Here is a 26,989-nt window from a genome sequence, read left to right on the forward strand (position 1 = left end):
GCCGGCCAGCAGTCCGGCGATTCATAAAACGCATGGAGAAGACACAATGCAGGATCAGTACATCCTCGCGCTTGACCAAGGCACCACCAGTTCCCGCGCGATGCTGTTCGACCGGCTCGGCAATATCGTGTCGATTGCCCAGAAAGAATTCCAGCAGATCTACCCGCGTCCGGGCTGGGTCGAGCACGACCCGCAGGAAATCTGGTCGACCCAGGCCGGCGTGGCCGCCGAAGCCGTCACGCGCGCCGGCATGAACGGCACCTCGATCGCCGCGATCGGCATTACGAATCAGCGCGAGACCACCATTGTGTGGGACCGCGAAACCGGCCACCCGATCTATAACGCCATCGTCTGGCAAGACCGCCGCACCGCCGATTTCTGCGATCAGCTCAAAGAGCAAGGTCTGGAGGAACAGGTCCGTGCGAAAACCGGTCTGCCGATCGACTCCTACTTTTCGGCGACCAAGATCCGCTGGATTCTGGATAACGTCGAAGGCGCGCGCGAAAAGGCGAAGCAAGGGCGCCTCGCGTTCGGCACGGTGGATAGCTGGCTGGTGTGGAATTTCACCAAGGGCGGCCTGCACGTCACCGACGTGACCAATGCGTCGCGCACGATGCTGTTCAACATCCACACGCTGAAGTGGGACGACGAACTGCTCGAAGCGCTCGACATTCCGCGCAGCATGCTGCCGGAAGTACGCGCCTCCTCCGACGTGTACGGCCCGACCAAGACTACGGTATTCGCCTCGAAGATCCCGCTTGCGGGCATTGCCGGCGACCAGCACGCCGCCCTGTTCGGCCAGATGTGCACGCAGTCGGGCATGGTGAAGAACACTTACGGCACGGGCTGCTTTCTCGTGATGAACACCGGCGACAAGCCGATCGAATCGAAGAACAATCTCGTCACCACGATCGCATGGCAGATCGGCGACCAGATCAATTACGCGCTCGAAGGCAGCATCTTTATCGCGGGCGCCGTGGTGCAATGGCTGCGCGACGGCCTTGGCATCATCAAGAGCGCGTCGGAAATCGAAAAGCTGGCGAGCAGTGTGCCGCATTGCGACGGCGTGTATCTGGTGCCCGCGTTCGCAGGCCTCGGCGCGCCGCACTGGAATGCACGCGCGCGCGGGACGCTGTTCGGCGTAACACGCGGCACGACCTCGGCGCATATCGCCCGTGCCGCGCTCGATTCAATCGCCTATCAATCGCTCGACGTGCTGAAGGCCATGGAAGCCGACTCCGGCATTCGTATCGGCGAATTGCGTGTGGACGGCGGCGCCTGTGCGAACAATCTGCTGATGCAGTTCCAGGCGGATATTCTCGGCGTAGACGCGGTACGTCCGCAGGTGGCGGAAACAACCGCATTGGGTGCGGCGTATCTGGCCGGTCTCGCCGTGGGCTACTGGAAGGACGTTGACGAATTGCAAAGCCAGTGGAAGCTCGATCGCCGCTTCACGCCGGCACTGCCGCACGCGAACGTGAAGGAATGCCTCGACGGCTGGCAGCGTGCGATTCGCGCTGCGAAGGCCTGGGCCGATACACCTTGATCAAGCGCTGATCGAGCCCTGATAGCGCGCTGATCAAACTTCGATCACGCCGCTCACTCACCACCATTGAACATAACGAAGCCGCTCCTTCCCAGCGGCTTCCCTCACAATTATATTTCGGATAACCAACGATGTCCCCTTACATTGCGGAATTCATCGGCACCGCGCTGCTGGTGCTGCTCGGCAACGGCGCGGTCGCCAACGTGCTGCTCGCGCGCACCAAAGGTAAAGGCGCCGACCTGATCGTGATCGTGATGGGCTGGGCGATGGCTGTGTTCATCGCCGTCTACGTCACCGCGTCGTTCAGCGGTGCGCACCTGAATCCGGTCGTCACGATCAGTCTCGCGCTGGCTGGCAAATTCGTGTGGGCCAAGGTGCCTGGCTACATCGGGGCGCAGATGCTGGGCGGCATGGCGGGCGCCCTGCTCGTGTGGGTCGCGTACCGTCAGCATTTCGCGAAAGAAGGCGATGCCGACGTCAAGCTCGGCGTGTTCTGCACCTCACCCGCGATCCGCAGCGTGCCGCACAATCTGCTCACGGAAATGATCGCGACCTTCGTGCTGATTTTCGGTGTGCTGTATCTGGCTTCGCCGCAAGTCGGTCTGGGCGCGCTCGACGCGCTGCCCGTTGGCCTCCTCGTGCTCGGCATCGGCATCTCGCTCGGCGGCCCGACCGGTTACGCGATGAGCCCGGCGCGCGACCTGTCGCCGCGTCTGATGCATGCGCTCCTGCCGATCCCCGGCAAGCGCGACAGCGACTGGCGTTACGCGTGGATTCCCGTGTGCGGTCCGCTGCTGGGCGGCGCAGTGGCGGCCGGGCTGTTCCAATACCTGCACGCGCACTGATTTCACCGCTTGCGAAAGCCACGCTTGATACACCGACAACGCGTGTTTTCGCGCCGACGCAAAGCTTTGGCGCCGCGCATGCGGCGCCAAAGCACGTATCATGTTGCTTTCAATCTTCGCGCCTGAGCTTGCCTCTGCCTTGCTCGTGCGCCTCTCGCTTTCCGCTTTAAAGCATGATCGACCACCTCATCTGCGACTGCGACGGCGTGCTCGTCGACAGCGAAGTCATTGCTGACCGCGTAATGCTCGAAACGCTGTCCGCCACCTTCCCCGGCCTCGACTTCGAACCCGTCGTCAAAACGGCATTTGGCCAGCAAACGTCGCGCTTTCTCGAAGGCATAGAGAAATCGTTCGATATCACCCTGCCCGCGGGTTTCTTCGACACCATCGAACACAACGTTGAACTGGCGCTCGCGGCATCGCTGAGTCCGATCAACGGCGTGCGCGAAGCCTTGCAGCGCGTCACGCTGCCGGCCGCCGTCGTATCGAACAGCCGCTTGGCGCGCGTGAATGCGTCGGTGCGGCGTGCGGGCCTGCAGCAGATATTCGGTGAGCGGATTTTCAGCGCGGAACAGGTGGCGCGGCCCAAACCGTATCCGGACGTGTATCTCTTCGCGGCAAAGACGCTGGGCGTCGAGCCTTCACGATGTGTGGTCGTGGAAGACAGCGTGGCGGGGTTGAATGCGGCGCGCGCGGCGGGCATGAAAACGATCGCTTTCGTCGGCGCGAGTCATATCCCTGATGGTTACGCGGACGCCCTGCGCAACATGGGCATGACGCGCATCATGAAGCACATGGACGAACTGCCCGCGCTGGTCGAAGCCGGCGTGCGCGGCGAATTCGGCGACGAGCAGTCGTAACGGGCGCAACATGGCAAGAAAAAAGCCGGCTTCGATAGCCGGCTTTTTTATCAGACGCACGTCAGGCTTAACCGTACATCAAGCCTCGTCGGCTACGCATTCGCGCGCCGTCGCCAGCGCCTCGCGGAATTCCACGAGCTCGGCAATCGTCAGCATGGGCAGATTGTGCTTCGCGGCGAAGCGCTCCACATCCGCGCCGCGCGTCATCGTGCCGTCCGCGTTCATCAGTTCGCACAGTACGCCGGCCGGCTTCAGGCCCGCCAGAATCGCCAGATCGACGGTGCCTTCCGTGTGACCACGGCGCGCCAGCACGCCGCCGGGTTGCGCCCGCAACGGGAACACGTGACCAGGACGCACGATGTCGGCAGGCTTCGCCGTATCGGCGATCGCCGCACGGATCGTCGTGACGCGGTCAAGCGCGGACACGCCGGTCGTCACGCCGTCGCGCGCTTCGATCGAAACGGTGAACGCCGTGCCGTGACGGCTTTCGTTGTTGACGGCCATGGGCGGCAGTTCGAGCGCGCGGATCTTCTCGTCGGGCAGACAGAGACACACGATGCCGCTGCATTCGCGAATCAGCAAGGCCATGGTTTCGACGGACAGGCGTTCGGCGGAAACGATCAGATCAGCTTCGTTCTCGCGATCGTGGTCGTCTTGCAGAACGACAGCGCGGCCATCGCGCATGGCTTGCAAGGCGGCGGCGATACGCGGCGGAACGGCTTCGGTGTCGAGCAGCGGGAGATCGAGGAATGCGCTATCCCCCAAGGGGACTTGCTTCGCAGCGTCTGCAATCGTCGACGGAGCAGGAAAAGTAGCAAAGGACATAAGTGAAACGCTCATCGCAAAAGTTGGGCGAGAAACGTTTCAGGGCATTGCAAACAGACAAAGACGCGCCGTTGAACGCCGCGCAAAGCGACGCTCGCGCACCGCTCGAACCACGCGCGGTGCCACGGAAACGAACATGACTATCTGCACATCTTCTTCCATCCGGACTCTAACCGTCGGCTCTGGCTTCTCACCAGATCTGCTGACCCCAGGTCGACACTTTGACGACGCGGGCGCTCGCGGGCTCACCGGCTTACGCTTTCGCGTTGCCGGCATACCGCCGGTGGGGAATTTCGCCCCGCCCTGAAGACGCACTGATTGCCGGATCGACCGGCTGGCAAAGCATACAACAGTCGCGCCGGACGTGCAGCGCAACCCCTACTGACTGGACGGACATCTCTGCTGCGCGGCAGCCATGGCGCCCGAAACCGCTCAAGCCGGTGCGGCCTGCCGTGCGGCGTCCTGCGTGGCCGGCACATCCCAGCGCGGCGGCGTTTCCGCCTTCAGCGTCACGCGAAACGCGCGCGCTTCGGTGTCGCCGGGATTGCGCAGGCTATGCGGCTGGTCGGCATCGAACACGATCGCGTCGCCCGTGGCCAGCAATTGCCGTTGATCGTGCACGCTGACCTCCAGCGTGCCTTCGCTGACCACCAGATTCACCGTGGTGCCTGGCGCGCGGCGCGTGCCGGTCTCGGTGTGCAACGGCGCGATACGCAATTCGTGAAACTCGGCGGCGGTCGGTTCGGTATCGGGATAAAGCGGCCGGGCCGAATAGCGGCCGTTTGAACTGACGACGCGCGAAGAACGCTCCGCCGGCAAGTGCTCGAAGCCGTTGGTCGCGTGACGTCGCAGAAACGCCGCCACCGACACTTTCAGCGCCGCCGCGACCTTGCACAGGACCTTGATGGACGGCACGCTGCGTGCCGATTCGATTTGCGCGAGCATCGCTCGCGAAACGCCTGACGCGCGGGCCAATGCATCGAGCGACAGTTGCCGTTCAGCGCGCAAACGGGCGAGATTCACACCGACCAGATGTTCCAGAGCATCGAAAGGCTCAGCGGCGCGCGGCGACGCATCGGCGTCAGCCGCGGGATCGCGAACCAGCGCAAGCGGGGAATGCATGATTGCCTCCAGGAGCGCCGCCGGGCGGCGGGCAAGCGGTTAGTGGAAGCAAGATAGCATCGCGCCAGGCGCTGCCCAACGAAGTTATCTTCACACTGTTATCAGCATTGCGGAGGACGATTCTCGCAAAGCTTGTGCGAATTCCTTATATGGGCAGTTGCAAGCCGGGCCGCGCTTTCAGGCGCGCTGCGCCACAGCCGACACCGGTGCATCCATCCGCGCGGCGAACCATGTGAGCAGCAACGCCACCACGCTGACCGCTGCCGCCACCCACGGCAGCGTGTCGAGCGCATGGCCATGATTGATCACCAGACCGCCGAGCCACGCGCCGCCCGCATTGCCGACATTGAACGCGCCGATATTGAGCGTCGAGGCCAGATTCGGCGCCGCGGCGGCCTTCTCGACCACACGCATCTGCAACGGCGGCACGGTCGCGAAGGCGGCGATGCCCCACACGAATACGGTAATCGCCGCGGCCACCTGCGAATGACTGGTGCGCGCGAAAATCGCCATCACCACCGCGAGCGCGACCAGAATGCCCATCAGCGAAGGCATCAGCGCACGGTCCGCGAGTTTGCCGCCCACCGTATTGCCGATTGTCAGGCCAACGCCGAACAGCACCAGAATCAGCGTCACACCACGCGGCGAGAAACCGCTCACCTGCTCGAGAATCGGCGCGATATAGGTGAACACCACGAACACGCCGCCGAAACCGAGGACTGTCATCGCGAGCGCGGTCCAGACCTGCGGGTCCTTCAGCACGCGGACTTCATGGCCCAGGCCGACCGGACCGGAATCGTGACGATTCGGCACCAGCGCCGTGACGCCCGCGAGCGACAGCACGCCGAACACGCTGACGATCCAGAACGCCGCGCGCCAACCAAATTCCTGGCCGATGAAGGTGCCGAACGGCACGCCGAGCACATTGGCCAGCGTCAAACCGGTGAACATCAGCGCAATTGCGCTCGCGCGCTTTTCCGACGGCACGAGCGAAGCCGCCACCACCGCGCCGATCCCGAAGAACGAACCGTGCGCGAACGACGTCACTACCCGCGCGATCATCAGCACCGAATAGCTGGACGCGATCGCGCACAGCGTATTGCCGACGATAAACACGCCCATCAGCAATTGCAGCGCGAGCTTGCGCGGCATCTTGCTGGTGATCACCGCGAGCAGCGGCGCGCCGACCGCGACGCCGAGCGCATAGCCGCTCACCAGCAATCCCGCCGACGGAATCGACACAGCCAGATCGTGTGCGACCTCGGGTAGCAAACCCATGATCACGAACTCGGTCGTGCCGATCGCGAATGCGCTAATTGCTAGCGCCAGTAAAGGAATGGGCATCTTTGTTCTCCAGGTTCTAAAGTTGAGCGTGCCCGGCGCACTAAGCGTGATGAGGCGCCGTCACGAATTCGACGACGACGCCCGGCGCGAGCGCGACGAACAGTTGCAGTTCGGCTTGCTGGGGCCCGCCCGGCGGAATTTCGGCGAGCTGATATGGCATCTGCGCCGCGTGCAGCCGGCCGAGCAGCGCCTGCCATTCAGCCGCGCTTTCCAGCCGGAACGCGATGTGATCGATGCGCGGCGCCGAGCGCCCCATCCCGGCGGGCACCGTTGCGTCGATCAGATGGACCACCGGGCGGCCGTTCGCGCACAGCCAGTAGCCGTCGATCTGGAACGGCGGGCGTTCGCCCTCCGTCAGCCCGGCGATGTCGACGAAAAAACGCCGGGCGGCGTCGAGTTCGGCAGTAACGATGGTGGCGTGATCGAGTTGCATGGCCTTGGTAGCGCAGCAAGCACAAGGGTTTACGATGAATGCATTGTGGCCGGCGGACCTCGATTTGATAATTGGCGTAGTATTTGAAGCATTTTCAAATTCTTTTGAAAGATCTCGATGGATAACCTCGGTGACATCCGCCTGTTCGTCGAAGCGGCTCAGCAGGGCAGCCTGTCGGCGGCGGGCCGCAAGATGGGGCTGACACCAGCGGCCGCCAGCGCGCGTCTGGCCAAGCTCGAGACTGGCCTGAAGGCCCGCCTGTTCGAGCGCACCACCCGCCAGCTAAGGCTCACGGACGAAGGCCGGCTGTATCTGAACTGCTGCCGCCAGGCGCTGCAATCGCTCGACGACGCCGAAGCCGCCCTGCAGGCCGGCCAGGGCGTGGTGCGCGGCAAGGTGCGCATTTCCGCGACCTCGGACTTCGGCCGCAATCTGCTGATGCACTGGCTCGACGAATTCAACACGCTGTATCCAGAGGTGACGTTCGCGCTGACGCTGTCGGACTCGCTGTCGAACCTCGTGCAGGAAGACATCGACCTCGCGATCCGCTTCGGCGTGCCGCAGGACAGTTCGCTGGTTGCCCGCAAGCTGGCGCCGAACCGGCGGGTGCTGTGCGCGTCGCCGGCATACATCGCACGGCGCGGCGAGCCGAAGGACCCGCAGGATCTGGCCAATTTCGACTGCATCGTGCTCGGCACCGCATCCGGGCCCGCGAACGAGTGGCGTTTTACGCGCGGCGACGAGGTGCAGCGCTACACGGTGCCGTTCGAAACCTCCCGCGAGACCAACGACGGCGCGGTCGCCCGCGAATGGGCGCGGCGCGGCTATGGGATCGTCATCAAGTCGATGTGGGACGTGGAAGCGGATTTACGCGCCGACTGCCTGAAAATCCTGCTGCCCGAATGGCGCTATCCGGACGCGCCGCTGCACGCGCTCTATCACCGCAACCGCTTCATGGCGCCGCGCGTGCGGGTGCTGCTCGATTTCCTGAGCGAGCGCTTCGCGCAGGTGTCGGGCGAACTGGAAAGCCTGCTGGGCTTGCCGCCCGAGCCGCCGGTATCACGCGCCGCCGCCGAAACCGCATTCGATGAAGGGCTATAATATTGAGCTACGCTGCAAACGCGCCTTGAAAGCAGACCCATGCGCCGCCCCGCGGCCCGTCCGCACGCTGCCAGCGCGTTCCGCCCCACTTCACCCTTTATGACGCCCCCAGGTTAACCACTGCGACCGGCGAAAATCGATGACCAAAAAAGTTTATGTAAAGACCTTTGGCTGCCAGATGAACGAGTACGACTCCGACAAGATGGTCGACGTACTCGGCGCGGCTGAAGGACTCGTCAAGACCGACACGCCGGAAGACGCCGACGTCATTCTGTTCAACACCTGCTCGGTGCGCGAAAAAGCCCAGGAAAAAGTGTTCTCCGACCTCGGCCGCGTGCGCGAACTGAAAGAAGCGAACCCGAATCTGATCATCGGCGTGGGCGGCTGCGTAGCGAGCCAGGAAGGCGCGGCGATCGTTGCGCGCGCACCGTACGTCGATCTGGTGTTCGGTCCGCAAACGCTGCACCGCCTGCCGGCCATGATCGACAAGCGCCGCGAGAGCGGCCGCGCGCAGGTCGATATCTCGTTCCCGGAAATCGAAAAGTTCGATCACCTGCCGCCGGCCCGCGTCGACGGCCCGAGCGCATTCGTCTCGATCATGGAAGGCTGCAGCAAGTACTGCAGCTATTGCGTCGTGCCGTACACGCGCGGTGAAGAAGTGTCGCGTCCGCTTGACGACGTGCTGACCGAAATCGCCGGTCTCGCCGACCAGGGCGTGCGTGAAGTCACGCTGCTCGGCCAGAACGTGAACGCGTACCGTGGCGGCCTCACGCTGGGGTCGAGCGAAATCGCCGATTTTGCGACGCTGATCGAATACGTCGCCGATATTCCGGGCATCGAACGGATTCGCTACACCACCTCGCATCCGAAGGAATTCACGCAGCGTCTGATCGATACCTACGCGAAGGTGCCGAAGCTCGTGAGCCACTTGCATCTGCCGGTGCAGCACGGTTCCGACCGCATCCTGATGGCAATGAAACGCGGCTACACGGTGCTCGAATACAAGTCGGTGATTCGCAAGCTGCGGGCGATCCGCCCTGACCTGTCGTTGTCCACGGACATGATCGTCGGCTTCCCCGGCGAGACGGAAGAAGACTTCCACAAGATGATGACGCTCGTCCACGAGATGAAGTACGACACCAGCTTCTCGTTCATCTATAGCCCGCGTCCCGGCACGCCGGCTGCGAATCTGCACGACGACACGCCGCGCGAAGTGAAGCTCAAACGGCTGCAACATCTGCAGGCCACGATCGAAGAGAACGTGCAGCGCATCAGCGATTCGATGGTCGGCAAGATCGAGCGCATTCTGGTCGAACGCCCGGCGCGTAAAGATCCGAACGAACTCGCGGGCCGCACCGAAAACAATCGCGTGGTGAATTTCCCGGCGCCGATCGCGTCGCACGCGCGGCTGATTGGCCAGATGGTCGACGTGAAGATCGTCCACGCCTATCCGCATTCGCTGCGCGGCGAACTCGTGCTGGTGCACGACAATGCCCCCGCGACCACCCACTAAGCGACGCCACCCCACGTAGCGAAACCGACAGGATCGACCCACCGCCTTGAAGACCGCTCAGCAGCATCTGGAATTCACCGCACCGCGCGAAGACAACGCGCGGCTTGCCAACCTCTGCGGACCGCTCGACGAGAATCTGCGACAGATCGAGCAGGCACTCGACGTGACGCTCCAGCGCCGCGGCCACCGCATCACGATCCGCGGGCGCGGCGCGAAACTCGCGCTCACCGCGCTGGAAAACTTCTACAACAACGCACGCGAGCCGCTGTCGGTCGACGATATCCAGCTCGCGCTCGTTGAAGTGCGGCACCCGGCGCGCCATCGCACGAACGGCAACGGCGACGAGACAGGCGATGCGCGTTTTCCCGGCAATCCGGATCATCCGTTCGACCAGCCCGCCGACACCGGCGACGAGGACCTCGAAGAGCTCGGTCCGAAGCTGTACACGCGCCGTGCCGATCTGCGCGGCCGCACGCCGGCGCAACGCGACTACCTCAAGCAGATCATCTCGCACGACGTGACCTTCGGCGTCGGCCCGGCCGGTACCGGCAAGACCTATCTCGCGGTGGCTTGCGCGGTCGATGCGCTGGAGCGCGATCAGGTCAAGCGCATCGTGCTGACGCGCCCGGCCGTCGAGGCGGGCGAACGCCTCGGCTTCCTGCCGGGCGATCTCGCGCAGAAAGTCGATCCGTATCTGCGCCCGCTGTACGACGCGCTCTACGATTTGCTCGGCTTCGACAAAACCGCCAAGATGTTCGAGCGGCAGATGATCGAAATCGCGCCGCTCGCCTATATGCGTGGCCGCACGCTGAACCACGCGTTCATCATCCTGGACGAGGCACAGAACACCACGCCCGAACAGATGAAGATGTTCCTCACGCGGATCGGCTTCGGCTCGAAAGCGGTGGTCACCGGCGACACGACCCAGGTGGATTTGCCGCGTGGTGCGAAGAGCGGGCTGATCGAAGCACAGCAGGTGCTGTCGGACGTGCGCGGCATTGCGCTTACGCGCTTCACGAGCGCCGACGTGGTGCGGCATCCGCTGGTCGCACGAATTGTGGAGGCGTACGATGCGCATTCGCAGAAAACCGCCAATCCGGCGGATTCGCGCTAAATGGCGTTGAAAATGCCGTCGCCCGCAACACGACACACCGTTCCAGCATGAGCCGCGCTCCGAAACTGACGTTGAATCTGCAATTCCCTGCCGCCAAAGCCTGGCCGGAACACAAGGCGCTGTTGCCGCGCGCCACCGTGGCCGGCTGGATCAAGGCGGCGCTCTTTGCAGACGGAGAACTGACCGTGCGTTTCGTCGACGCGGAAGAAGGACGCACGCTGAACCGCACCTATCGCGGCAAGGATTATTCGACCAACGTGCTGACCTTCGCCTACGCCGAATCGGAAGACGATCCGGTCACGGGCGATCTGATTCTGTGCTGCCCGGTGGTCGAGAAAGAAGCCGCCGAACAGGGCAAGCCGCTCCTCGCGCATTACGCGCATCTGCTGGTGCACGGCACGCTCCACGCGCAGGGCTACGATCACGAAGTCGAGGAAGAAGCCGAGGAAATGGAAACGATCGAAACCGAGATTCTCGGCAAGCTAGGCTTCCCCGACCCTTATCAATAGTCGTCGCCATCATCGTTTAGAGCCGCCGTGAGCACCTCCGTCCCCGAAGCCGACACGCGAACACCCTGCCCGGACTATCCGCCGGCGCTCGGCGAATCGCGGCTGCTGACCGACGAAGAGTTGCGCGCGTCGCTCGAATGCGCGTTGCGCGACTGGGACCGTAAGCGCGATTTGTGGCTGTTCGGCTATGGTTCGCTGATCTGGAATCCCGGGCTGCCTACCGTCGAAGCAACCCGCTCGAAGGTGCATGGCTATCATCGCGGCCTGTATCTGTGGTCGCGCGTGAATCGCGGCACACCGGAACAACCGGGCCTCGTGCTCGCGCTCGATCGCGGCGGCTCCTGCTCCGGCATTGCGTTTCGCCTCGCCGCCGAAGGCGCGATGCCGCACCTGGAAGCGCTCTGGCGCCGCGAAATGGCGATGGGTTCGTATCGCCCGGCATGGCTGCCGTGCGTGCTCGCCGACGGCCGGCGCGTCGATGCGCTGGCGTTCGTGATGCGCCGCGACGTGCCGTCCTACACCGGCAAGCTGCGGGACGAGATCGTCAAGGCGGTGTTCGGCTGCGCGCGCGGCCGCTACGGCACCACGCTCGATTACGTCAGCCGCACCGTGCATGCGCTGCGCGAAAGCGGCATGCCGGACCGCGCGCTGGAAGCGCTGCTCGAGCGTTGCCAGCAGGAACGCCGCGAAGCCGGGCAGGAATAAGACGACGAAGGACGCGGACGCCCCGAGCGGTACTTTTTTGCTCCAAAACGCTTTTCCGCGCGTAATCAGTTAGGATTGACCCACGTCCCGCCGCGCGCGACGGGTCGGTTATACCGCATCGCCCATCGCCCAGCCCGGCGGGACACGGTCCTGCCATGTGCCTGGTGTATCCTTAATGCTCTGCAACAGCGCGCCCAGTCTCGCCGGGCGCACTACCATGAACGACACGTATCCCAGTCGGCGCCAAACCGACAAACCGCAGGAAAAACGCTCCCTTCTCGAGCGTCTGACTGACTTCATCTCGCCCGAGCCCGATTCGCGCGGCGAACTTCTGGAAATCCTGCAGGACGCGCATGAGCGCAACCTGATCGACGCCGACTCGCTGTCGATGATCGAAGGCGTATTCCAGGTCTCCGAACTCAGCGCACGCGACATCATGGTGCCGCGCGCGCAAATGGACGCGATCAATATCGCGGACAATCCCGCCGAATTCATCCCCTACGTGCTGGAAAAGGCGCACTCGCGCTATCCGGTCTACGAAGGCAATCGCGACAACATTATCGGTGTGATGCTGGCGAAAGACCTGCTGCGCTACTACGCCGAAGAAGAGTTCGACGTGCGTGGCATGTTGCGTCCCGCTGTCTTCATTCCGGAGTCGAAACGTCTGAACGTGCTGCTGCATGACTTCCGCGTGAACCGCAATCACCTCGCGGTGGTGGTCGACGAATACGGCGGCGTGGCCGGACTGATCACGATCGAAGACGTGCTGGAACAGATCGTCGGCGATATTGAAGACGAATACGATTTCGACGAAGAAAGCGGCAACATCATCGCTTCGCCTGACGGCCGGTTCCGCGTGCGCGCGCTCACCGAAATCGAGCAATTCAACGAGGCGTTCAACACGCATTACTCCGACGACGAAGTCGATACGATCGGCGGTCTCGTCACGCACCACTTTGGACGCGTGCCGCATCGCGGCGAGAAAGTGCGTCTCGACGACCTGATCTTCGAGATTCTGCGCGGCGACGCCCGCCAGATTCACATGCTGCTCGTCCGCCGCGACCCGCTCGCCGGCCAGCGCGAGCGCGAAGCACAGCACGTGCAGACCTGACGCGCTTCGTTTCCTCGTTTCTTCAACTGCTCACGCCGACCGCGCAACGATGGCCGACCCGATTACTTCCCGTTCGCGCCGCGGCGTGAGTTCCCCTGCCGCCCGAGAAGCACAGGGCCGCACGCTGCCCCGCTGGCACTACCTCGTCGCGCTCGCCGCCGGCGCGGCCAATACACTGTCTTTCGCACCGACGCCGCATGGCGGCTGGCTCGAACTGGCGATCTTCGCGTTCTTCTTCGCATGGCTCACCCGTACGACCGGCTGGAAGAGCGCCACCCTCACCGGCGGCGCCTTCGGGTTCGGCAACTTCGTCTCCGGCGTGTGGTGGCTGTACGTCAGCATGCATGACTATGGCGGCATGGCCGCGCCGCTGGCGGGCGCGGCGGTCGTGCTGTTCTCGCTGTATCTCGCGCTCTACCCGGCGCTGGCCGCGGGCGTCTGGTCGTTCTGTGCCGGCCATGCGCGCAACGGCGCGCTCGACGACGACCAACCGTTTTCGCCCACCTGGCATGGCGCGTTGGCGTTTGCCAGCGCCTGGGCGATCGGCGAATGGCTGCGTGGCACGGTGTTCACCGGCTTTCCGTGGCTCGCGAGCGGATATGCGCAGGTGGACGGCCCGTTCGCCGGCTTTGCACCGGTGGCCGGCGTGTACGGCGTCGGCTGGATGCTGGCGCTGGTGGCGGCATTGATCGTGCAGGCGCTGGTGCATGTGCGCGAGCCGCGCGAGGCCGCTGGCGGCAAGCGTGGTGCGCGCGTCGCTGTGCCGGCGCTGGTCGCGCTGGCGCTGATTGCCGCGGGCCTGCTGCTGCCGCTCGCGCATTGGACCGTGCCGGCCAACGCGGCGCTGACGGTGCGGCTGCTGCAAGGCAACGTCAAGCAGGAGATGAAGTTCGAAGAAGCCGGCATGGTGGCCGCGATCAATCAGTATCAGGAGATGATCACTTCGAAACCGGCCGACCTGGTCGTCACGCCAGAAACAGCCATTCCGGTGCTCGCGCAGCAATTGCCGCCACAGTTTGCCTCGGCGGTGCGCAACTTCTCAGATTCGACCGGCACCGCGATTCTGTTCGGCGCGATCGGCGGCACCGTCACGCCGGAAGGCCGGGTGGTCGACTACACGAATAGCCTGTTCGGCGTCACGCCGGACACCCGCGACGTGTATCGCTACGACAAACACCACCTTGTGCCGTTCGGCGAGTTCGTGCCGTGGGGTTTTCGCTGGTTCGTCAACCTGATGAGCATTCCGCTCGGCGATTTCGCGCGCGGCGCGCCGGTCCAGAAGCCGTTCATCGTGCATAACCAGCCGGTCTCGGTCGATATCTGCTACGAGGATATTTTCGGCGAGGAGATCGCGCGGAACATTCGCGAGAGCGGTACGCCCGCGGGTGTACTGGTCAATTCAACCAATCTCGCCTGGTTCGGCGACACGATTGCGCTGGATCAGCATCTGCAGATCGCGCGGATGCGTTCACTGGAAACCGGCCGGCCGATGCTGCGCGCCACCAACACCGGCATGACGGCGGCGATCGATGCGAACGGCAGAGTGATCGGACGACTGACGCCGTACACGATCGGCTCGCTCGACGTGACGGTGCAAGGCACCACGGGTAATACGCCCTATGTGACGAGCGGCAATAACACGGTACTGGCGGTTTCGTTGCTGCTGCTGGCGTTTGGATTTGCGTTCGGGCCGGGGATTGTCCGGCGCCGTAACGGCAAGCAATAGGCCGGCGCCTGGCCGGTCAACCACGCCCGGCAGTCGCCCGACGCGGCAAGCCCAGCCCATATAAAAACGCGCGCTCCAGAACACCGCGAGCGCGCGTTTGCAACACAAGGATCGGGTTACCGGTCCGCACTCAATCCGTCGGCACCGTATCAATAAACGACTGACGCAGCGAAAGCTTCTGGAAATGTTTATCCAGATTCGGATACGCTTCGCGCCAGTTCAGCTCAGGCATGCGGAAATCAAGGTAACCCAGCGCGCAACCCACGGCGATATCCGCGAGCGTGTAGTGATTGCCCGTGCACCACGGCTTGCTGCCCAATCCCTGCGACATCGCGATCAGACCTTCGTCGATCTTGCGCTGCTGCCGCGCGACCCACGTGTCCACACGGTGCTCAGCGGGGCGCTGCGTGCCCTCGATGCGAATCAGCACGGCCGCGTCCAGAATGCCGTCGGCGAGCGCTTCCCAGCAGCGCACTTCGACCCGCTCGCGCCCAGACGGCGGAATCAGCTTGCCGACTGGCGACAGCGTATCCACGTACTCGCAGATCACCCGCGAATCGAACACGGCCTCACCGTCTTCCATCACAAGGCACGGCACCTTGCCGATCGGATTGAAAGTGTGAATCCTCGTGTCCGGCGCCCAGACGTTCTCGAGCACCAGTTCGTAGTCGATTTTCTTGTCGGCCAGAACGACCCGCGCTTTGCGCACGAACGGGCTGGCGAACGAACCGATGAGTTTCATCATTACCATCTGCCTTTTCTTGAATTCGGCGAAAGTATAAGTGGTTGGCAGCGTTCCCGAGCGTCGTGAACCCGCTTCGCGAGCCGCATGAATGCTCGCTGTGGATGGATTGCAACATTGCCGCAGCGCTCGCGCGCCGTCTACCCCGCCGAACGGATAACACTGTCGACGCAGGCGGCACGCCTCACTGAACGCGACCATCGAATGGCCGGGCGGCGTACCACAACGGCCGCGCACGGCAGGCAACCGTCAGCAGCGCGGCGACCCTCGTCCGCCAGTATCCGCGCAAATTAAGTCGCCGCATTGGGCGCTACAATCGCAACATGAACCAGCCGACCGAACCCACCATCGCCATCGACGTCTACCGCACGCGCCGCGAGCGCGTACTCGCCACGCTGCGGGCGGCGGGCGGCGGCGTCGCCATCGTCCCCACCGCGCCCGAAAAGCTGCGCAACCGGGACGCCGACTATCCGTACCGGCACGATAGCTATTTCTACTATCTGACGGGCTTCACTGAACCCGAGGCTGTGCTGGTGCTCGACGCAAGCGCCGCGGCTGGCGAGCCGGCTTCGATCCTGTTCTGCCGCGAGAAGAATATCGAGCGCGAGACGTGGGAAGGTTTCCGTTTCGGGCCGGAGGGCGCACGCGAGGCATTCGGCTTCGACGCCGCCTTCGCCGTGAGCGAAGTCGATACGCAGCTGCCGCGCATTCTCGCCGACAAGCCGTCGCTGCACTATGCGCTCGGCACGTCGTCGGAACTGGACGAACAGGTGCGCGGCTGGCTCGACACCGTGCGTGCACAAGGCCGCGGCGGCGTCGCCGCGCCTGCCGTCGCGCGTGATCTGATCCCGTTGCTCGACGAGATGCGGCTCATCAAGGATCATCACGAGCTCGCGATCATGCGCCGTGCCGGGCAGATTTCCGCGCAAGCGCATCGCCGTGCGATGGCCGCCTGTCACCCCGGCGTGCGCGAGTACGAGCTCGAAGCCGAGTTGCTCTACACCTTCCGCAAATTCGGCGCGCAGGCGCCGGCTTACACCTCCATCGTCGCCGCGGGCGCCAACGCCTGCGTGCTGCACTATCCGGCCGGCAACGCGATTGCCCAGGACGGCGACCTGATCCTGATCGACGCCGCCTGCGAACTCGACGGCTACGCCTCGGACATCACCCGTACCTTCCCGGCAAGCGGCCGCTTCACACCGGCGCAGCGCGAGCTGTACAACATCGTGCTGGCCGCGCAGCAGGCTGCCGTCGAGGCCACCCGCGTCGGCGCCACCTTCGACGATCCGCACCAGGCTGCTGTGCGCGTACTGTCGCAAGGGTTGCTCGACACCGGCATCGTCGACCGAACCAAGTTCTCCTCCGTGGATGACGTGATCGCCGAGCGCGCCTATGCGCCGTTCTATATGCACCGTACGGGCCACTGGCTCGGCATGGATGTGCACGATGTCGGCGACTATCGCGAACGCGGCGCGCCGCGTGACGAAGCGGGTGCGCTGCCGTGGCGTACGCTGCAGGCGGGGATGACGCTGACCATCGAGCCCGGCCTGTATATCCGTCCGGCGGAAGGCGTGCCAGAGCGCTACTGGAACATCGGCATCCGCATCGAGGACGACGCGATCGTCACGCCGGCTGGCTGCGAGCTGATCACACGCGAGGTTCCGGTGGCGGCCGACGAAATCGAGGCGCTGATGCAGGAAGCCCGCACGGCGCAGGAAACAAAGCAGTAACCCAGGCAGGAATCCAGGCAGGAATCCAGCCAGTAAGCGAAGGAAGCAACGCGCAATGAACGACGTTCCCCAGTCGACGGTAATTCTGAAACCGGCAATGTCCGGTCAACCCTTCGATTTCGACGTGACAATTGTCGGCGCGGGCCCGGTCGGGCTGGCGCTCGCCGGCTGGCTGGCGCGCCGCAGCGCGACGCAGGCGCTGAAGATCGCCCTGATCGACGCCCGCGAGCCGGAAGATTCGATTGCCGATCCGCGCGCGATCGCCGTATCGCATGGCAGCCGGATGATTCTCGAACCGCTGCGCTGGCCCGCGGACGCCACCGCGATCCAGCGCATCCACGTGTCGCAGCGCGGCCACTTCGGCCGCACGCTGATCGACCATAGCGAGCACGGCTTGCCGGCGCTCGGCTACGTGCTGCGCTACGGCTCGATCGTCCATGGTCTTGCCGAAGCGGTTCGCGCGACCTCCGTCCACTGGTTCCGCTCGACGTCCGCGTCGGCGCCGATCCAGGAACGCGACGGCGTCACGCTGCCGATCGAAACCGCTGGCGTCACGCGTCATTTGCGCACGCGGATTCTGGTGAATGCCGAAGGCGGTCTGTTCGGCGACCAGAAGGCCGTCAGGCGCGTCAACGGCGAAGCCGGCGGCAGCACTGGGGACAGCGGCTCGCGCGATTACGGACAAACCGCGCTGGTCGGCACGGTCAGCGTGTCGGCGCCGCAAGCGCATGTTGCGTGGGAACGTTTCACGTCGCAAGGGCCGATCGCGCTGCTGCCGATGGGCGGTGTGCGCAGCGCCGATTACGCGCTGGTCTGGTGCTGTGCGCCCGACGAAGCCGCGCGCCGCGCGCAACTCTCCGAGGCGGAATTCCTGCGCGAACTCGGCGCCGCATTCGGCAACCGCATGGGTCGCTTTACGCAGATCAGAGGACGGGCATCTTTTCCGCTGGGACTGAACGCGGTCGATACCCTCGTGAATGGCCATGTCGTTGCGATCGGTAATGCAGCGCAGACGCTGCATCCGGTAGCAGGTCAGGGTCTGAACCTCGGTCTGCGCGACGCGCACGCGCTCGCCGATGCCTTGTCGGCGGAAGGCCCCACGCCGCTCGCCCTGGCTACGTTCGCGCAACGCCGCGCGCTGGACCGGCGCCTGACAATCGGCGCCACCGACACGCTCGCACGCCTGTTCACCGTCGACTTCCCGCCGCTCGCCGCCTTGCGCGGCCTCGCCCTCACCGCGCTCGAATTCGTGCCGCCGGTGAAGACCGCGCTGGCGCGGCAAATGATGTTCGGTCAGCGCCGCTGAGCGCGCCGCCCGCTCGCGGCCCGCAGCCGTTGTCGCTTTTTTGCGCACCGTATGCTGAGCCGCGCGAGCGCCGCCGGTTCTCGCCGGTTCTATGACTCGGACCACTTTCATAGAAGATTTAAAGGGTTACGACGGACGCAAGTCGGGTGCCGGCTATCCGTTAACGCTAAAATGGCGGTTTTCCCTCGCATTTCGCGAACGCTCCGATTGCCTGTATTTCACGCAATCTGCTGCGCGCGCGTCGACTTCATGCCCACTCTCGGCTCTCACAATCTGCGCAATAACCTGTTCGTCGCCCCCATGGCGGGCGTGACCGACCGGCCGTTCCGGCAACTGTGCAAGCGGCTGGGCGCGGGCTATGCCGTATCGGAAATGGTCGCCTCAAACGCGCAGTTGTGGAAAAGCGAGAAGACCATGCGCCGCGCCAACCATACGGGCGAGGTCGAACCGATCGCCGTGCAGATTGCCGGCGCCGATCCGGCCATGATGGCCGAAGCCGCGCGCTACAACGTGGCAAATGGCGCGCAGATCATCGACATCAACATGGGCTGCCCGGCCAAGAAAGTCTGCAACGTAGCCGCGGGTTCGGCGCTGTTGCAGAACGAACCGCTCGTGCAGCGCATCGTCGAGGCCGTGGTGGGTGCGGTGGGTATGGGGCCGGATGCGGTGCCCGTCACGCTGAAAATCCGCACCGGCTGGGATCGCGACAACAAAAACGCGCTCACCATCGCGCGTCTGGCCGAGGCCGCCGGCATTTCCATGCTGACCGTGCACGGCCGCACCCGCGCCGACCTGTATCACGGCGACGCCGAATACGAAACCATTGCCGCCGTCAAAGCGGCGGTGCGCATCCCGGTGGTCGCCAATGGCGACATTACGTCGCCGCAAAAAGCACGTGAAGTACTCGCTGCCACCGGCGCCGACGCGATCATGATCGGCCGTGCCGCGCAGGGGCGTCCGTGGCTGTTCCGCGAAATCGAGCATTTCCTGCAAACGGGTGAGTTGCTGCCGCCGCCGCGCATCGACGAAATCCAGCAGGTGATGAACGAACATCTCGAAGATCACTACGCGTTTTACGGCGAATTTACGGGTGTGCGCACAGCGCGTAAACACATCGGCTGGTACACTCGCGGCCTTTCTGGCGCCAATGTGTTCCGGCACCGCATGAATACGCTGGACACCACGCGCGAACAACTCCTCGCCGTCAATGAATTCTTCGACGCCCAAAAGGCGATCTCAGACCGCCTCGTCTATGTTGACGAGACGCTCAGCAAGAACGACGGCGAGCCGGACCATACCGACCGACTAGCAGCATGAGCAAGAACAATATCGAACAATCTGTCCGCGACAGCCTGGGCATCTATTTCCAGGATCTCGACGGCTCCAATCCGCACGACGTCTACGACATGGTGATTTCATGCGTGGAAAAACCCTTGCTCGAAGTGGTGCTCGAGCAGGCCGGCGGCAACCAGTCGCTGGCCGCCGAGTATCTCGGCATCAACCGCAATACGCTGCGCAAGAAGCTGCAACAGCACGGTCTGTTGTAGTTCGTTGTAGTTTCAGGCGCCCTGCCACGTTTCCCTTCGGCTTTTCGTCTTCATCATGATCAAGCAAGCGCTCATCTCCGTTTCCGACAAGTCCGGCATTGTGGACTTCGCCAAATCGCTGTCTGACCTCGGCGTCAAGATCCTGTCGACCGGCGGCACCGCGAAACTGCTCGCGGACGCGGGTCTGTCCGTCACGGAAGTGGCCGACTACACGGGCTTCCCGGAAATGCTGGACGGGCGCGTGAAAACGCTGCATCCGAAGGTGCACGGCGGCATCCTCGCGCGCCGCGACCTGCCGGAACACATGGCAGCGCTTGAAAAGCACGACATTCCCACGATCGACCTGCTGGTCGTGAACCTGTACCCGTTCGTGCAGACCGTGTCGAAAGAAGAGTGCTCGCTCGAAGACGCAATCGAGAACATCGACATCGGCGGCCCGACCATGCTGCGCTCGGCCGCGAAGAATCACCGCGACGTGACGGTGGTGGTCGATCCGGCGGATTACGCGGTCGTGCTCGACGAAATGCGTGCGAACAGCAGTGCGGTGTCGTACAAGACCAACTTCCGCCTCGCCACCAAGGTGTTCGCCCACACCGCGCAGTACGACGGCGCGATCACGAACTACCTGACGAGCCTGACCGACGAACTGCAGCATTCGTCGCGCAACGCGTTTCCGGCTACGTTCAACCTCGCCTTCAACAAGGTGCAGGACCTGCGGTACGGCGAAAACCCGCACCAGAGCGCCGCGTTCTATCGCGACCTGACGGTGCCGGCCGGCGCGCTGGCGAACTACAGCCAGTTGCAGGGCAAGGAACTGTCGTACAACAACATCGCCGATTCCGATGCAGCGTGGGAATGCGTGAAGACCTTCGACGTGCCGGCCTGCGTGATCGTCAAGCACGCGAATCCGTGCGGCGTGGCGGTGGGTGCCGACGCGAACGAAGCGTATGCGAAGGCATTCCAGACCGACCCGACCTCCGCGTTCGGCGGCATCATCGCGTTCAACCGCGAAGTGGACGAAACGGCGGCGCAAGCGGTGGCCAAGCAGTTCGTCGAAGTGCTGATCGCACCGTCGTTCAGCGCGGCGGCTCGCCAGGTGTTCGCGGCCAAGCAGAACGTGCGTCTGCTCGAAATCGCCTTGGGCGAAGGCCACAACGCGTTCGACCTGAAGCGTGTCGGCGGTGGCCTGCTGGTGCAATCGCTCGATTCGAAGAACGTGCAGCCGCACGAACTGCGCGTCGTCACGAAACGTCACCCGACGCCGAAGGAAATGGACGATCTGCTGTTCGCATGGCGCGTGGCGAAGTACGTGAAGTCGAACGCGATCGTGTTCTGCGCGAACGGCATGACGCTCGGCGTCGGCGCGGGTCAGATGAGCCGCGTGGATTCGGCGCGCATCGCCAGCATCAAGGCGCAGAACGCCGGTTTGACGCTGAACGGTTCGGCCGTGGCGTCGGACGCGTTCTTCCCGTTCCGCGACGGCCTCGACGTGGTGGTAGCGGCGGGCGCGACCTGCGTGATCCAGCCGGGCGGCTCGATGCGCGACGACGAAGTGATCGCTGCGGCAGACGAGCACAACATCGCGATGGTCGTGACCGGCGTGCGTCACTTCCGGCATTGATTCTTCGGGCCTCACGGGCGGTCGTACCTTCATCTTGAAGCGACGGCCAGCCCAGTTGGCTCGAACACAGCGGCCCGGCGGATAGTTCCGCCGGGCCGTTTTCATTTCCGGACGTCCGACGGCGGTTTTTATTCCGCTCACCTCGCTGGACGCTGCCCGCCATGCAGCGCGTTCGTTGTAGTATCGCAAGCACCCCGTTTTTACCGCTCCTGCGGCACTCCATGAGAATTCTCGGCATCGACCCCGGCTTGCGCGTGACTGGCTTCGGCGTAATCGATCAAACCGGACACACGCTCAGCTACGTCGCAAGCGGCGTCATCAAAACCGCCGACGCCGATCTGCCCTCGCGTCTGGGCACCATTTTCGAAGGCATTTCGACACTGATCCGCCAGCATTCGCCAGATCAGTCGGCGATCGAAAAGGTGTTCGTCAACGTCAACCCGCAATCCACGCTGTTGCTCGGCCAGGCGCGCGGCGCAGCGATCTGCGGCCTGGTGGCGGGCGGAGTGCCGGTTGCCGAATACACGGCCTTGCAGTTGAAGCAGGCCGTGGTGGGTTACGGCCGCGCCACCAAGGAGCAGATGCAACAGATGGTGGTACGGCTGCTCAACCTTTCCGGCGTGCCCGGCACCGATGCCGCCGACGCGCTCGGCATGGCGATCTGCCACGCGCACGGCGGCACGACGCTCAGCACGCTGGGCGGCATCGCGCCTTCGCTCGCGAAAAAGGGCTTGCGCGTGCGGCGCGGTCGTCTGGTGGGTTGAGCGCCGCTGCAGTGCGCTGCCCGCAGCACACCTGCTACGCTACACTCGCCCTTTCTCCCACCTCTTTCTCACGATTGAATCCCTCATGATCGGTCGCATTGCCGGCGTTCTGCTGGAAAAAAACCCGCCGCATCTACTCGTCGACTGCAACGGCGTCGGTTACGAAGTCGATGTGCCGATGAGCACGTTCTACAACCTGCCCGCCACCGGCGAGCGCGTCGTGCTGCTCACGCAAATGATCGTGCGTGAAGACGCGCATCTGCTGTATGGCTTCGGCACCTCCGAGGAGCGCTCCACCTTCCGCGAATTGCTGAAGATCACCGGGATCGGCGCGCGCATGGCGCTCGCTGTGCTGTCGGGCATGAGCGTGGGCGAACTGGCGCAAACCGTCACGATGCAGGACGCCGCCCGTCTGACGCGTGTGCCGGGCATCGGCAAGAAAACGGCGGAGCGGCTGCTCCTCGAACTGAAGGGCAAGGTCGGCGCCGACCTGGGCGCGATGGCGGGCGTGGCGTCGGCATCCAACCACTCCTCCGATATCCTGAACGCACTGATCGCATTGGGTTACTCCGAGAAAGAAGCGCTGGCCGCCGTCAAAAATGTGCCGGCCGGCACCGGTGTGTCCGAGGGCATCAAGCTCGCGCTGAAGGCTTTGTCAAAGGGCTAAAGCGGTGGGCCCGGCAGTGGGCCCGGCGGTGCGGCCCGTGCCCGACGACCACAGCTTCGCACACGGTCGTCCGCCTGGCACCCTGGCCGTTTGGCCGAGTTTCGCAACGGAGCGCACGCGGTACAATGAACCCATGATCGAAACCGACAAACTCGCCGCCGAACGCATCATCGCGCCCACGCCCGTCTCGCCGAACGAAGAAGCATTCGAGCGTGCGTTGCGCCCGCGCCAGCTCGAAGAATATGTCGGGCAAGAAAAGGTGCGCGGGCAGTTGGAAATCTTTATCGAGGCCGCTAAACGCCGTTCCGAATCGCTCGATCACGTCTTGCTGTTCGGCCCGCCGGGCTTGGGTAAGACCACGCTCGCGCACATCATTGCGCGCGAAATGGGTGTCAACCTGCGGCAAACCTCCGGCCCCGTGCTTGAACGCGCCGGCGACCTCGCCGCGCTGCTCACCAACCTCGAAGCCAACGACGTTTTATTCATCGACGAAATCCACCGGCTGTCTCCGGTTGTCGAAGAAATTCTGTACCCGGCGTTAGAGGATTATCAAATCGACATCATGATCGGCGAGGGGCCCGCCGCGCGCAGCGTGAAGCTGGATCTCCAGCCGTTCACCCTGGTCGGCGCGACCACCCGCGCGGGCATGCTGACCAATCCGCTGCGCGATCGCTTTGGCATCGTCGCGCGGCTCGAGTTTTATAACGCCGAGGAACTGGCGCGCATTGTCACGCGTTCGGCGTCGTTACTGAACGCGCAGATCCACCCGGATGGCGCGTTCGAAATCGCCAAACGCGCGCGCGGCACGCCGCGTATCGCGAACCGGCTGCTGCGCCGCGTGCGCGATTTCGCTGAAGTCAAAGCCGACGGCAATATCACGGCGCAAGTGGCCGACGCCGCACTCAGAATGCTCGACGTGGACGCGGTCGGTTTCGACCTGATGGACCGCAAGCTGCTGGAGGCCATCCTCCATAAGTTCGACGGCGGCCCCGTCGGCGTCGACAACCTGGCGGCGGCGATCGGCGAAGAGCGCGACACGATTGAAGACGTGCTCGAACCGTACCTGATCCAGCAAGGCTTCCTGCAACGCACGCCACGCGGCCGGGTTGCCACGCTGCTCACGTACCGGCACTTCGGTCTCGCCGCGCCGGATTCGTCGAGTGCGCTACCCGGCCTGTGGGATTCGGCGGCAACCTGAACGGCGTGTTCGTCGCGTGAGAGGCGTGCGCGCCGGCGGGTCGCCGCACAGCACGCGAAACGAAATAAGCCCTGCAAACCGGGTCGTGCTGCCTAGCGCCCCGGCTCCGGCACTACGCGTTTGAAGCTGTCGTCATCGCTGGGCGCTTCGAGGTGCGACACGTCCGCCCACGACACGATCGTCGCCTTGCCGCCGTCGAAATCCACCACGTTGACGCTCGTATTGAGCAATGCATAATCGCGCGGCGCGTCGAGCGTCAAGCCGGCCGCGAAGCGGCGCACGCAATCCAGCACACCGCCATGCGCGACACAGGCAATCCGTCCGCCCGGATGCGCGGCGACGATCGGCTCGATCGCGTGCAGCACCCGGTGATAAAGCGCGCGCTGCGACTCTCCCGCAGGCGGCGCGAAACCAGGATCGCGGGTTTGCCAGTGCGCGTACTCGTCGGGAAAGCGGATAGCGATTTCGTCGCTGTCGTGCCCCTGGAACGCGCCGTATGAACGCTCGCGCAGACCTTCGCGCAGTTGCAGCGGCAGACCAAGCACGTCGGCAATCGGCTGCGCGGTTTGCTGCGCGCGTTGCAAATCGCTCGAATAGATCGCGTCGAGCCGCGCGCCCTCTTTCACCTCATTCGCGATGCGGCGCGCGAGCCGTTGCGCCTGCGCGAGGCCGGTTGTCGCAAGCGGAATGTCGATGTGGCCTTGAATGCGCTTGATGCGGTTCCAGTCGGTCTCGCCGTGCCGGATAAACAGGATTTGCGTGGACATAAGAGGACGGTAGGCGCCAGTAGCCGGTTGTGCCGAGCCGCTATTGTCGCAAATAGCGGCTGGAGGGGCCGACGCGCGCTGCCGCGCGCATCGCAATGAGACGTCAGTCGAAACTCAGGCGTTGGTCTGCAGCCAGAACGTGACCGGCCCGTCATTGACGAGCGACACCTGCATATCCGCACCAAACTCACCGGTCTCGACAATCGCGTGCTTTGCGCGCGCTGCCGAAACGAAGTAATCGAACAGACGTTTGCCCTCGTCAGGTGGTGCGGCGGGGGTGAAACTGGGCCGCAAGCCGCTGTTCGTATCCGCGGCCAGGGTGAACTGCGAGACGAGCAGCAAACCGCCTGCGCGGCCCGTGCCGTCAAGATTCTGCACGGACAGATTCATCTTGCCCGCTGCATCGCTGAACACGCGGTAGCCGAGCAGCTTGGCGAGCAGGCGGTCGGCCGCTGCCTCAGTGTCGCCGCGTTCGGCGCACACGAGCGCGAGCAGACCCGCCTCGATCGCGCCGGTGATGCGCTCGCCGACGCGCACTTCCGCGTGCCGTACGCGCTGGATCAGCGCGATCATCGGCTCGCTCGCGGCAGTGGCATGCGCGACGCCGCCATCAAGCGGTCAGCGTGACGCGCGCAAAGCGGCGCTTGCCAACCTGCACGACGAACTCGCCCGCCTCGACTTTCAGTCCCTTGTCGGACACGGTCGCACCATCGATCTTCACACCGCCCTGCTCGATGTTGCGCAGCGCTTCGCTGGTCGACGGTACGAGGTTGGCCTGCTTGAGCAACTGACCGATCGCGAGCGGGGCGCCCGCCAGCGTCACGGCCGGAATATCGTCCGGCACGCCGCCCTTCGCGCGATGGTTGAAGTCTTCGAGCGCGCGCTCGGCATCGGCCGGCGAGTGGAAGCGCGCGACGATTTCCTGGCCGAGCATCACCTTGAAATCGCGCGGATTGCGGCCCGCTTCGATCTCTTTCCTGAAGCCGGCGATCTCGTCCATCGGACGGAACGACAGCAATTCGAAGTAACGCCACATCAGCACGTCGGAAATGCTCATCAGCTTGCCGAACATATCCGTCGGCTTTTCGCTGATGCCAATGTAGTTGTTTTTCGATTTGGACATCTTTTCGACGCCGTCGAGCCCTTCGAGCAACGGCATGGTCAGGATGCACTGCTGTTCCTGGCCGTACTGCTTCTGCAACTCGCGGCCCACCAGCAGGTTGAACTTCTGGTCCGTGCCGCCGAGTTCGAGGTCGGCGTTCAGCGCGACCGAGTCGTAGCCCTGCATGAGCGGATACAGGAACTCGTGGATCGAGATCGGCACGCCGCCCTGGAAGCGCTTGGTGAAATCTTCGCGCTCGAGAATCCGCGCCACCGTGTAGCGCGACGCGAGCTTGATCATGCCGTCGGCGCCGAGCGGCATGGACCATTCGCTGTTGTAGCGGATTTCGGTCTTGTCGCGATCGAGCACGAGAGCCGCCTGCTCGAAATACGTCTTGGCGTTCGATTCGATCTGCTCGCGCGTGAGCGGCGGGCGCGTGGCATTGCGGCCCGACGGATCGCCGATCAGCGACGTGAAATCGCCAATCAGGAAGATCACCGTGTGCCCCAGATCCTGCAACTGACGCATCTTGTTCAGCACGACCGTATGACCGATGTGGATGTCAGGCGCGGTCGGATCGAGCCCGAGCTTGATGCGCAGCGGCACGCCGGTGGCCGCGCTCTTCGCGAGCTTTTGCGCGAATTCGTCTTCGATCAGCAGTTCGTCGACGCCGCGTTTAGTAACGGCGAGCGCGTGACGGACTTCGTCAGTGATCGGGAAGGCAGGGCTGGGCTTGGTGGACTCGGTGCTCATGCTGGAAACGTGAAGTCGCGAAAAAAGGAGATTGTCCC

The 26,989-nt window shown here is 64.0% G+C and carries 26 protein-coding genes and 1 riboswitch; of the genes, 18 read left to right on the forward strand and 8 right to left on the reverse strand.

The window, feature by feature from the left end; genetic code table 11:
- Positions 1-46 precede the first annotated feature (46 nt).
- From glpK to PQR27_RS17645, 3 genes are all read left to right on the forward strand, one after another.
- Positions 47-1,546 (forward strand): glycerol kinase GlpK, encoded by a 1,500-nt coding sequence (gene glpK / locus PQR27_RS17635; protein ID WP_408524844.1) that lies wholly within the window; start codon positions 47-49, stop codon positions 1,544-1,546.
- 131 nt (positions 1,547-1,677) lie between these two features.
- Complete coding sequence (locus PQR27_RS17640) at positions 1,678-2,391, forward strand: MIP/aquaporin family protein (protein WP_408524845.1); 714 nt, start codon at positions 1,678-1,680, stop codon at positions 2,389-2,391.
- Positions 2,392-2,564: 173 nt separating this feature from the next.
- Positions 2,565-3,251 carry an HAD family hydrolase gene (locus PQR27_RS17645; RefSeq protein WP_408524846.1) on the forward strand — a complete coding sequence of 229 codons (687 nt, stop codon included), beginning with the start codon at positions 2,565-2,567 and terminating at the stop codon, positions 3,249-3,251.
- Between the two features lie 78 nt (positions 3,252-3,329).
- Here the strand turns inward: PQR27_RS17645 and ribB are convergent, their stop codons facing one another.
- From ribB to PQR27_RS17665, 4 genes are all read right to left on the reverse strand, one after another.
- Positions 3,330-4,076 (reverse strand): 3,4-dihydroxy-2-butanone-4-phosphate synthase, encoded by a 747-nt coding sequence (ribB, locus tag PQR27_RS17650; protein WP_408524847.1) that lies wholly within the window; start codon positions 4,074-4,076, stop codon positions 3,330-3,332.
- A gap of 146 nt (positions 4,077-4,222) precedes the next feature.
- Positions 4,223-4,391, reverse strand: a riboswitch (FMN riboswitch).
- 117 nt (positions 4,392-4,508) lie between these two features.
- Positions 4,509-5,198: a helix-turn-helix domain-containing protein gene (locus tag PQR27_RS17655; protein ID WP_408524848.1), complete on the reverse strand. Its 690-nt coding sequence runs from the start codon at positions 5,196-5,198 to the stop codon at positions 4,509-4,511.
- A 177-nt stretch (positions 5,199-5,375) separates the two neighbouring features.
- Positions 5,376-6,542, reverse strand: a complete 1,167-nt coding sequence (locus PQR27_RS17660; RefSeq protein WP_408524849.1) for an MFS transporter — start codon at positions 6,540-6,542, stop codon at positions 5,376-5,378.
- A gap of 40 nt (positions 6,543-6,582) precedes the next feature.
- Entirely contained in the window at positions 6,583-6,975 is a 393-nt protein-coding gene (locus PQR27_RS17665) for a VOC family protein (RefSeq protein ID WP_408524850.1), read from the reverse strand.
- A 117-nt stretch (positions 6,976-7,092) separates the two neighbouring features.
- On the opposite strand from PQR27_RS17665, the gene PQR27_RS17670 reads away from it, so the two are divergent.
- From PQR27_RS17670 to lnt, 7 genes are all read left to right on the forward strand, one after another.
- Positions 7,093-8,076 (forward strand): LysR family transcriptional regulator, encoded by a 984-nt coding sequence (locus PQR27_RS17670; protein ID WP_408524851.1) that lies wholly within the window; start codon positions 7,093-7,095, stop codon positions 8,074-8,076.
- A gap of 139 nt (positions 8,077-8,215) precedes the next feature.
- Positions 8,216-9,589: a tRNA (N6-isopentenyl adenosine(37)-C2)-methylthiotransferase MiaB gene (miaB, locus tag PQR27_RS17675; RefSeq protein WP_408524852.1), complete on the forward strand. Its 1,374-nt coding sequence runs from the start codon at positions 8,216-8,218 to the stop codon at positions 9,587-9,589.
- A gap of 46 nt (positions 9,590-9,635) precedes the next feature.
- Positions 9,636-10,703, forward strand: a complete 1,068-nt coding sequence (locus tag PQR27_RS17680; protein ID WP_408524853.1) for a PhoH family protein — start codon at positions 9,636-9,638, stop codon at positions 10,701-10,703.
- A gap of 47 nt (positions 10,704-10,750) precedes the next feature.
- Positions 10,751-11,212: an rRNA maturation RNase YbeY gene (gene ybeY, locus PQR27_RS17685; protein ID WP_408524854.1), complete on the forward strand. Its 462-nt coding sequence runs from the start codon at positions 10,751-10,753 to the stop codon at positions 11,210-11,212.
- Positions 11,213-11,239: 27 nt separating this feature from the next.
- Entirely contained in the window at positions 11,240-11,917 is a 678-nt protein-coding gene (locus PQR27_RS17690) for a gamma-glutamylcyclotransferase (protein ID WP_408524855.1), read from the forward strand.
- A gap of 217 nt (positions 11,918-12,134) precedes the next feature.
- The gene (locus tag PQR27_RS17695; protein ID WP_408524856.1) at positions 12,135-13,028 is read left to right on the forward strand and encodes a CorC family transporter; all 894 of its coding nucleotides are present in this window, start codon (positions 12,135-12,137) and stop codon (positions 13,026-13,028) included.
- 49 nt (positions 13,029-13,077) lie between these two features.
- The gene (gene lnt, locus PQR27_RS17700) at positions 13,078-14,754 is read left to right on the forward strand and encodes an apolipoprotein N-acyltransferase (protein WP_408524857.1); all 1,677 of its coding nucleotides are present in this window, start codon (positions 13,078-13,080) and stop codon (positions 14,752-14,754) included.
- A gap of 130 nt (positions 14,755-14,884) precedes the next feature.
- Here the strand turns inward: lnt and PQR27_RS17705 are convergent, their stop codons facing one another.
- The gene (locus PQR27_RS17705) at positions 14,885-15,505 is read right to left on the reverse strand and encodes a glutathione S-transferase C-terminal domain-containing protein (RefSeq protein ID WP_408524858.1); all 621 of its coding nucleotides are present in this window, start codon (positions 15,503-15,505) and stop codon (positions 14,885-14,887) included.
- 314 nt (positions 15,506-15,819) lie between these two features.
- On the opposite strand from PQR27_RS17705, the gene PQR27_RS17710 reads away from it, so the two are divergent.
- From PQR27_RS17710 to ruvB, 8 genes are all read left to right on the forward strand, one after another.
- A complete protein-coding gene (locus tag PQR27_RS17710; protein ID WP_408524859.1) occupies positions 15,820-17,226 on the forward strand; it encodes an aminopeptidase P N-terminal domain-containing protein in 1,407 nt (468 codons plus the stop codon).
- A 55-nt stretch (positions 17,227-17,281) separates the two neighbouring features.
- Positions 17,282-18,532 (forward strand): UbiH/UbiF/VisC/COQ6 family ubiquinone biosynthesis hydroxylase, encoded by a 1,251-nt coding sequence (locus PQR27_RS17715; protein WP_408524860.1) that lies wholly within the window; start codon positions 17,282-17,284, stop codon positions 18,530-18,532.
- Positions 18,533-18,781: 249 nt separating this feature from the next.
- Positions 18,782-19,849: a tRNA dihydrouridine synthase DusB gene (gene dusB, locus PQR27_RS17720; protein WP_408524861.1), complete on the forward strand. Its 1,068-nt coding sequence runs from the start codon at positions 18,782-18,784 to the stop codon at positions 19,847-19,849.
- A complete protein-coding gene (locus PQR27_RS17725) occupies positions 19,846-20,079 on the forward strand; it encodes a Fis family transcriptional regulator (RefSeq protein ID WP_006049915.1) in 234 nt (77 codons plus the stop codon). Before dusB ends, PQR27_RS17725 begins: the two co-directional genes overlap by 4 nt.
- A 55-nt stretch (positions 20,080-20,134) precedes the next feature.
- The gene (purH, locus tag PQR27_RS17730) at positions 20,135-21,700 is read left to right on the forward strand and encodes a bifunctional phosphoribosylaminoimidazolecarboxamide formyltransferase/IMP cyclohydrolase (protein WP_408524862.1); all 1,566 of its coding nucleotides are present in this window, start codon (positions 20,135-20,137) and stop codon (positions 21,698-21,700) included.
- Between the two features lie 221 nt (positions 21,701-21,921).
- Complete coding sequence (gene ruvC, locus PQR27_RS17735) at positions 21,922-22,464, forward strand: crossover junction endodeoxyribonuclease RuvC (protein ID WP_063497310.1); 543 nt, start codon at positions 21,922-21,924, stop codon at positions 22,462-22,464.
- An 85-nt stretch (positions 22,465-22,549) separates the two neighbouring features.
- Positions 22,550-23,131, forward strand: a complete 582-nt coding sequence (ruvA, locus tag PQR27_RS17740; protein WP_408524863.1) for a Holliday junction branch migration protein RuvA — start codon at positions 22,550-22,552, stop codon at positions 23,129-23,131.
- Positions 23,132-23,264: 133 nt separating this feature from the next.
- Positions 23,265-24,329 carry a Holliday junction branch migration DNA helicase RuvB gene (ruvB, locus tag PQR27_RS17745; protein WP_408524864.1) on the forward strand — a complete coding sequence of 355 codons (1,065 nt, stop codon included), beginning with the start codon at positions 23,265-23,267 and terminating at the stop codon, positions 24,327-24,329.
- A gap of 92 nt (positions 24,330-24,421) precedes the next feature.
- Here the strand turns inward: ruvB and PQR27_RS17750 are convergent, their stop codons facing one another.
- The 3 genes from PQR27_RS17750 to tyrS form a co-directional block, all read right to left on the reverse strand.
- Positions 24,422-25,096 (reverse strand): histidine phosphatase family protein, encoded by a 675-nt coding sequence (locus PQR27_RS17750; RefSeq protein ID WP_408524865.1) that lies wholly within the window; start codon positions 25,094-25,096, stop codon positions 24,422-24,424.
- 114 nt (positions 25,097-25,210) lie between these two features.
- Positions 25,211-25,669: a D-aminoacyl-tRNA deacylase gene (gene dtd, locus PQR27_RS17755; protein WP_408524866.1), complete on the reverse strand. Its 459-nt coding sequence runs from the start codon at positions 25,667-25,669 to the stop codon at positions 25,211-25,213.
- Positions 25,670-25,706: 37 nt separating this feature from the next.
- The gene (gene tyrS / locus PQR27_RS17760; protein ID WP_408524867.1) at positions 25,707-26,951 is read right to left on the reverse strand and encodes a tyrosine--tRNA ligase; all 1,245 of its coding nucleotides are present in this window, start codon (positions 26,949-26,951) and stop codon (positions 25,707-25,709) included.
- Positions 26,952-26,989 lie beyond the last annotated feature (38 nt).

Source organism: Paraburkholderia fungorum, from assembly GCF_046027215.1.
GTDB classification, from domain to species: domain Bacteria; phylum Pseudomonadota; class Gammaproteobacteria; order Burkholderiales; family Burkholderiaceae; genus Paraburkholderia; species Paraburkholderia fungorum_D.

Excerpts from the sequence above, each read along its gene's own strand:
- glpK (WP_408524844.1), top strand. The coding sequence starts at position 47 with ATGCAGGATCAGTACATCCTCGCGCTTGACCAAGGCACCACCAGTTCC.
- PQR27_RS17640 (WP_408524845.1), top strand. The coding sequence starts at position 1,678 with ATGTCCCCTTACATTGCGGAATTCATCGGCACCGCGCTGCTGGTGCTG.
- PQR27_RS17645 (WP_408524846.1), top strand. The coding sequence starts at position 2,565 with ATGATCGACCACCTCATCTGCGACTGCGACGGCGTGCTCGTCGACAGC.
- ribB (WP_408524847.1), bottom strand. The coding sequence starts at position 4,076 with ATGTCCTTTGCTACTTTTCCTGCTCCGTCGACGATTGCAGACGCTGCG.
- PQR27_RS17655 (WP_408524848.1), bottom strand. The coding sequence starts at position 5,198 with ATGCATTCCCCGCTTGCGCTGGTTCGCGATCCCGCGGCTGACGCCGAT.
- PQR27_RS17660 (WP_408524849.1), bottom strand. The coding sequence starts at position 6,542 with ATGCCCATTCCTTTACTGGCGCTAGCAATTAGCGCATTCGCGATCGGC.
- PQR27_RS17665 (WP_408524850.1), bottom strand. The coding sequence starts at position 6,975 with ATGCAACTCGATCACGCCACCATCGTTACTGCCGAACTCGACGCCGCC.
- PQR27_RS17670 (WP_408524851.1), top strand. The coding sequence starts at position 7,093 with ATGGATAACCTCGGTGACATCCGCCTGTTCGTCGAAGCGGCTCAGCAG.
- miaB (WP_408524852.1), top strand. The coding sequence starts at position 8,216 with ATGACCAAAAAAGTTTATGTAAAGACCTTTGGCTGCCAGATGAACGAG.
- ybeY (WP_408524854.1), top strand. The coding sequence starts at position 10,751 with ATGAGCCGCGCTCCGAAACTGACGTTGAATCTGCAATTCCCTGCCGCC.
- PQR27_RS17695 (WP_408524856.1), top strand. The coding sequence starts at position 12,135 with ATGAACGACACGTATCCCAGTCGGCGCCAAACCGACAAACCGCAGGAA.
- lnt (WP_408524857.1), top strand. The coding sequence starts at position 13,078 with ATGGCCGACCCGATTACTTCCCGTTCGCGCCGCGGCGTGAGTTCCCCT.
- PQR27_RS17705 (WP_408524858.1), bottom strand. The coding sequence starts at position 15,505 with ATGGTAATGATGAAACTCATCGGTTCGTTCGCCAGCCCGTTCGTGCGC.
- PQR27_RS17710 (WP_408524859.1), top strand. The coding sequence starts at position 15,820 with ATGAACCAGCCGACCGAACCCACCATCGCCATCGACGTCTACCGCACG.
- PQR27_RS17715 (WP_408524860.1), top strand. The coding sequence starts at position 17,282 with ATGAACGACGTTCCCCAGTCGACGGTAATTCTGAAACCGGCAATGTCC.
- dusB (WP_408524861.1), top strand. The coding sequence starts at position 18,782 with ATGCCCACTCTCGGCTCTCACAATCTGCGCAATAACCTGTTCGTCGCC.
- PQR27_RS17725 (WP_006049915.1), top strand. The coding sequence starts at position 19,846 with ATGAGCAAGAACAATATCGAACAATCTGTCCGCGACAGCCTGGGCATC.
- purH (WP_408524862.1), top strand. The coding sequence starts at position 20,135 with ATGATCAAGCAAGCGCTCATCTCCGTTTCCGACAAGTCCGGCATTGTG.
- ruvC (WP_063497310.1), top strand. The coding sequence starts at position 21,922 with ATGAGAATTCTCGGCATCGACCCCGGCTTGCGCGTGACTGGCTTCGGC.
- ruvA (WP_408524863.1), top strand. The coding sequence starts at position 22,550 with ATGATCGGTCGCATTGCCGGCGTTCTGCTGGAAAAAAACCCGCCGCAT.
- ruvB (WP_408524864.1), top strand. The coding sequence starts at position 23,265 with ATGATCGAAACCGACAAACTCGCCGCCGAACGCATCATCGCGCCCACG.
- PQR27_RS17750 (WP_408524865.1), bottom strand. The coding sequence starts at position 25,096 with ATGTCCACGCAAATCCTGTTTATCCGGCACGGCGAGACCGACTGGAAC.
- dtd (WP_408524866.1), bottom strand. The coding sequence starts at position 25,669 with ATGATCGCGCTGATCCAGCGCGTACGGCACGCGGAAGTGCGCGTCGGC.
- tyrS (WP_408524867.1), bottom strand. The coding sequence starts at position 26,951 with ATGAGCACCGAGTCCACCAAGCCCAGCCCTGCCTTCCCGATCACTGAC.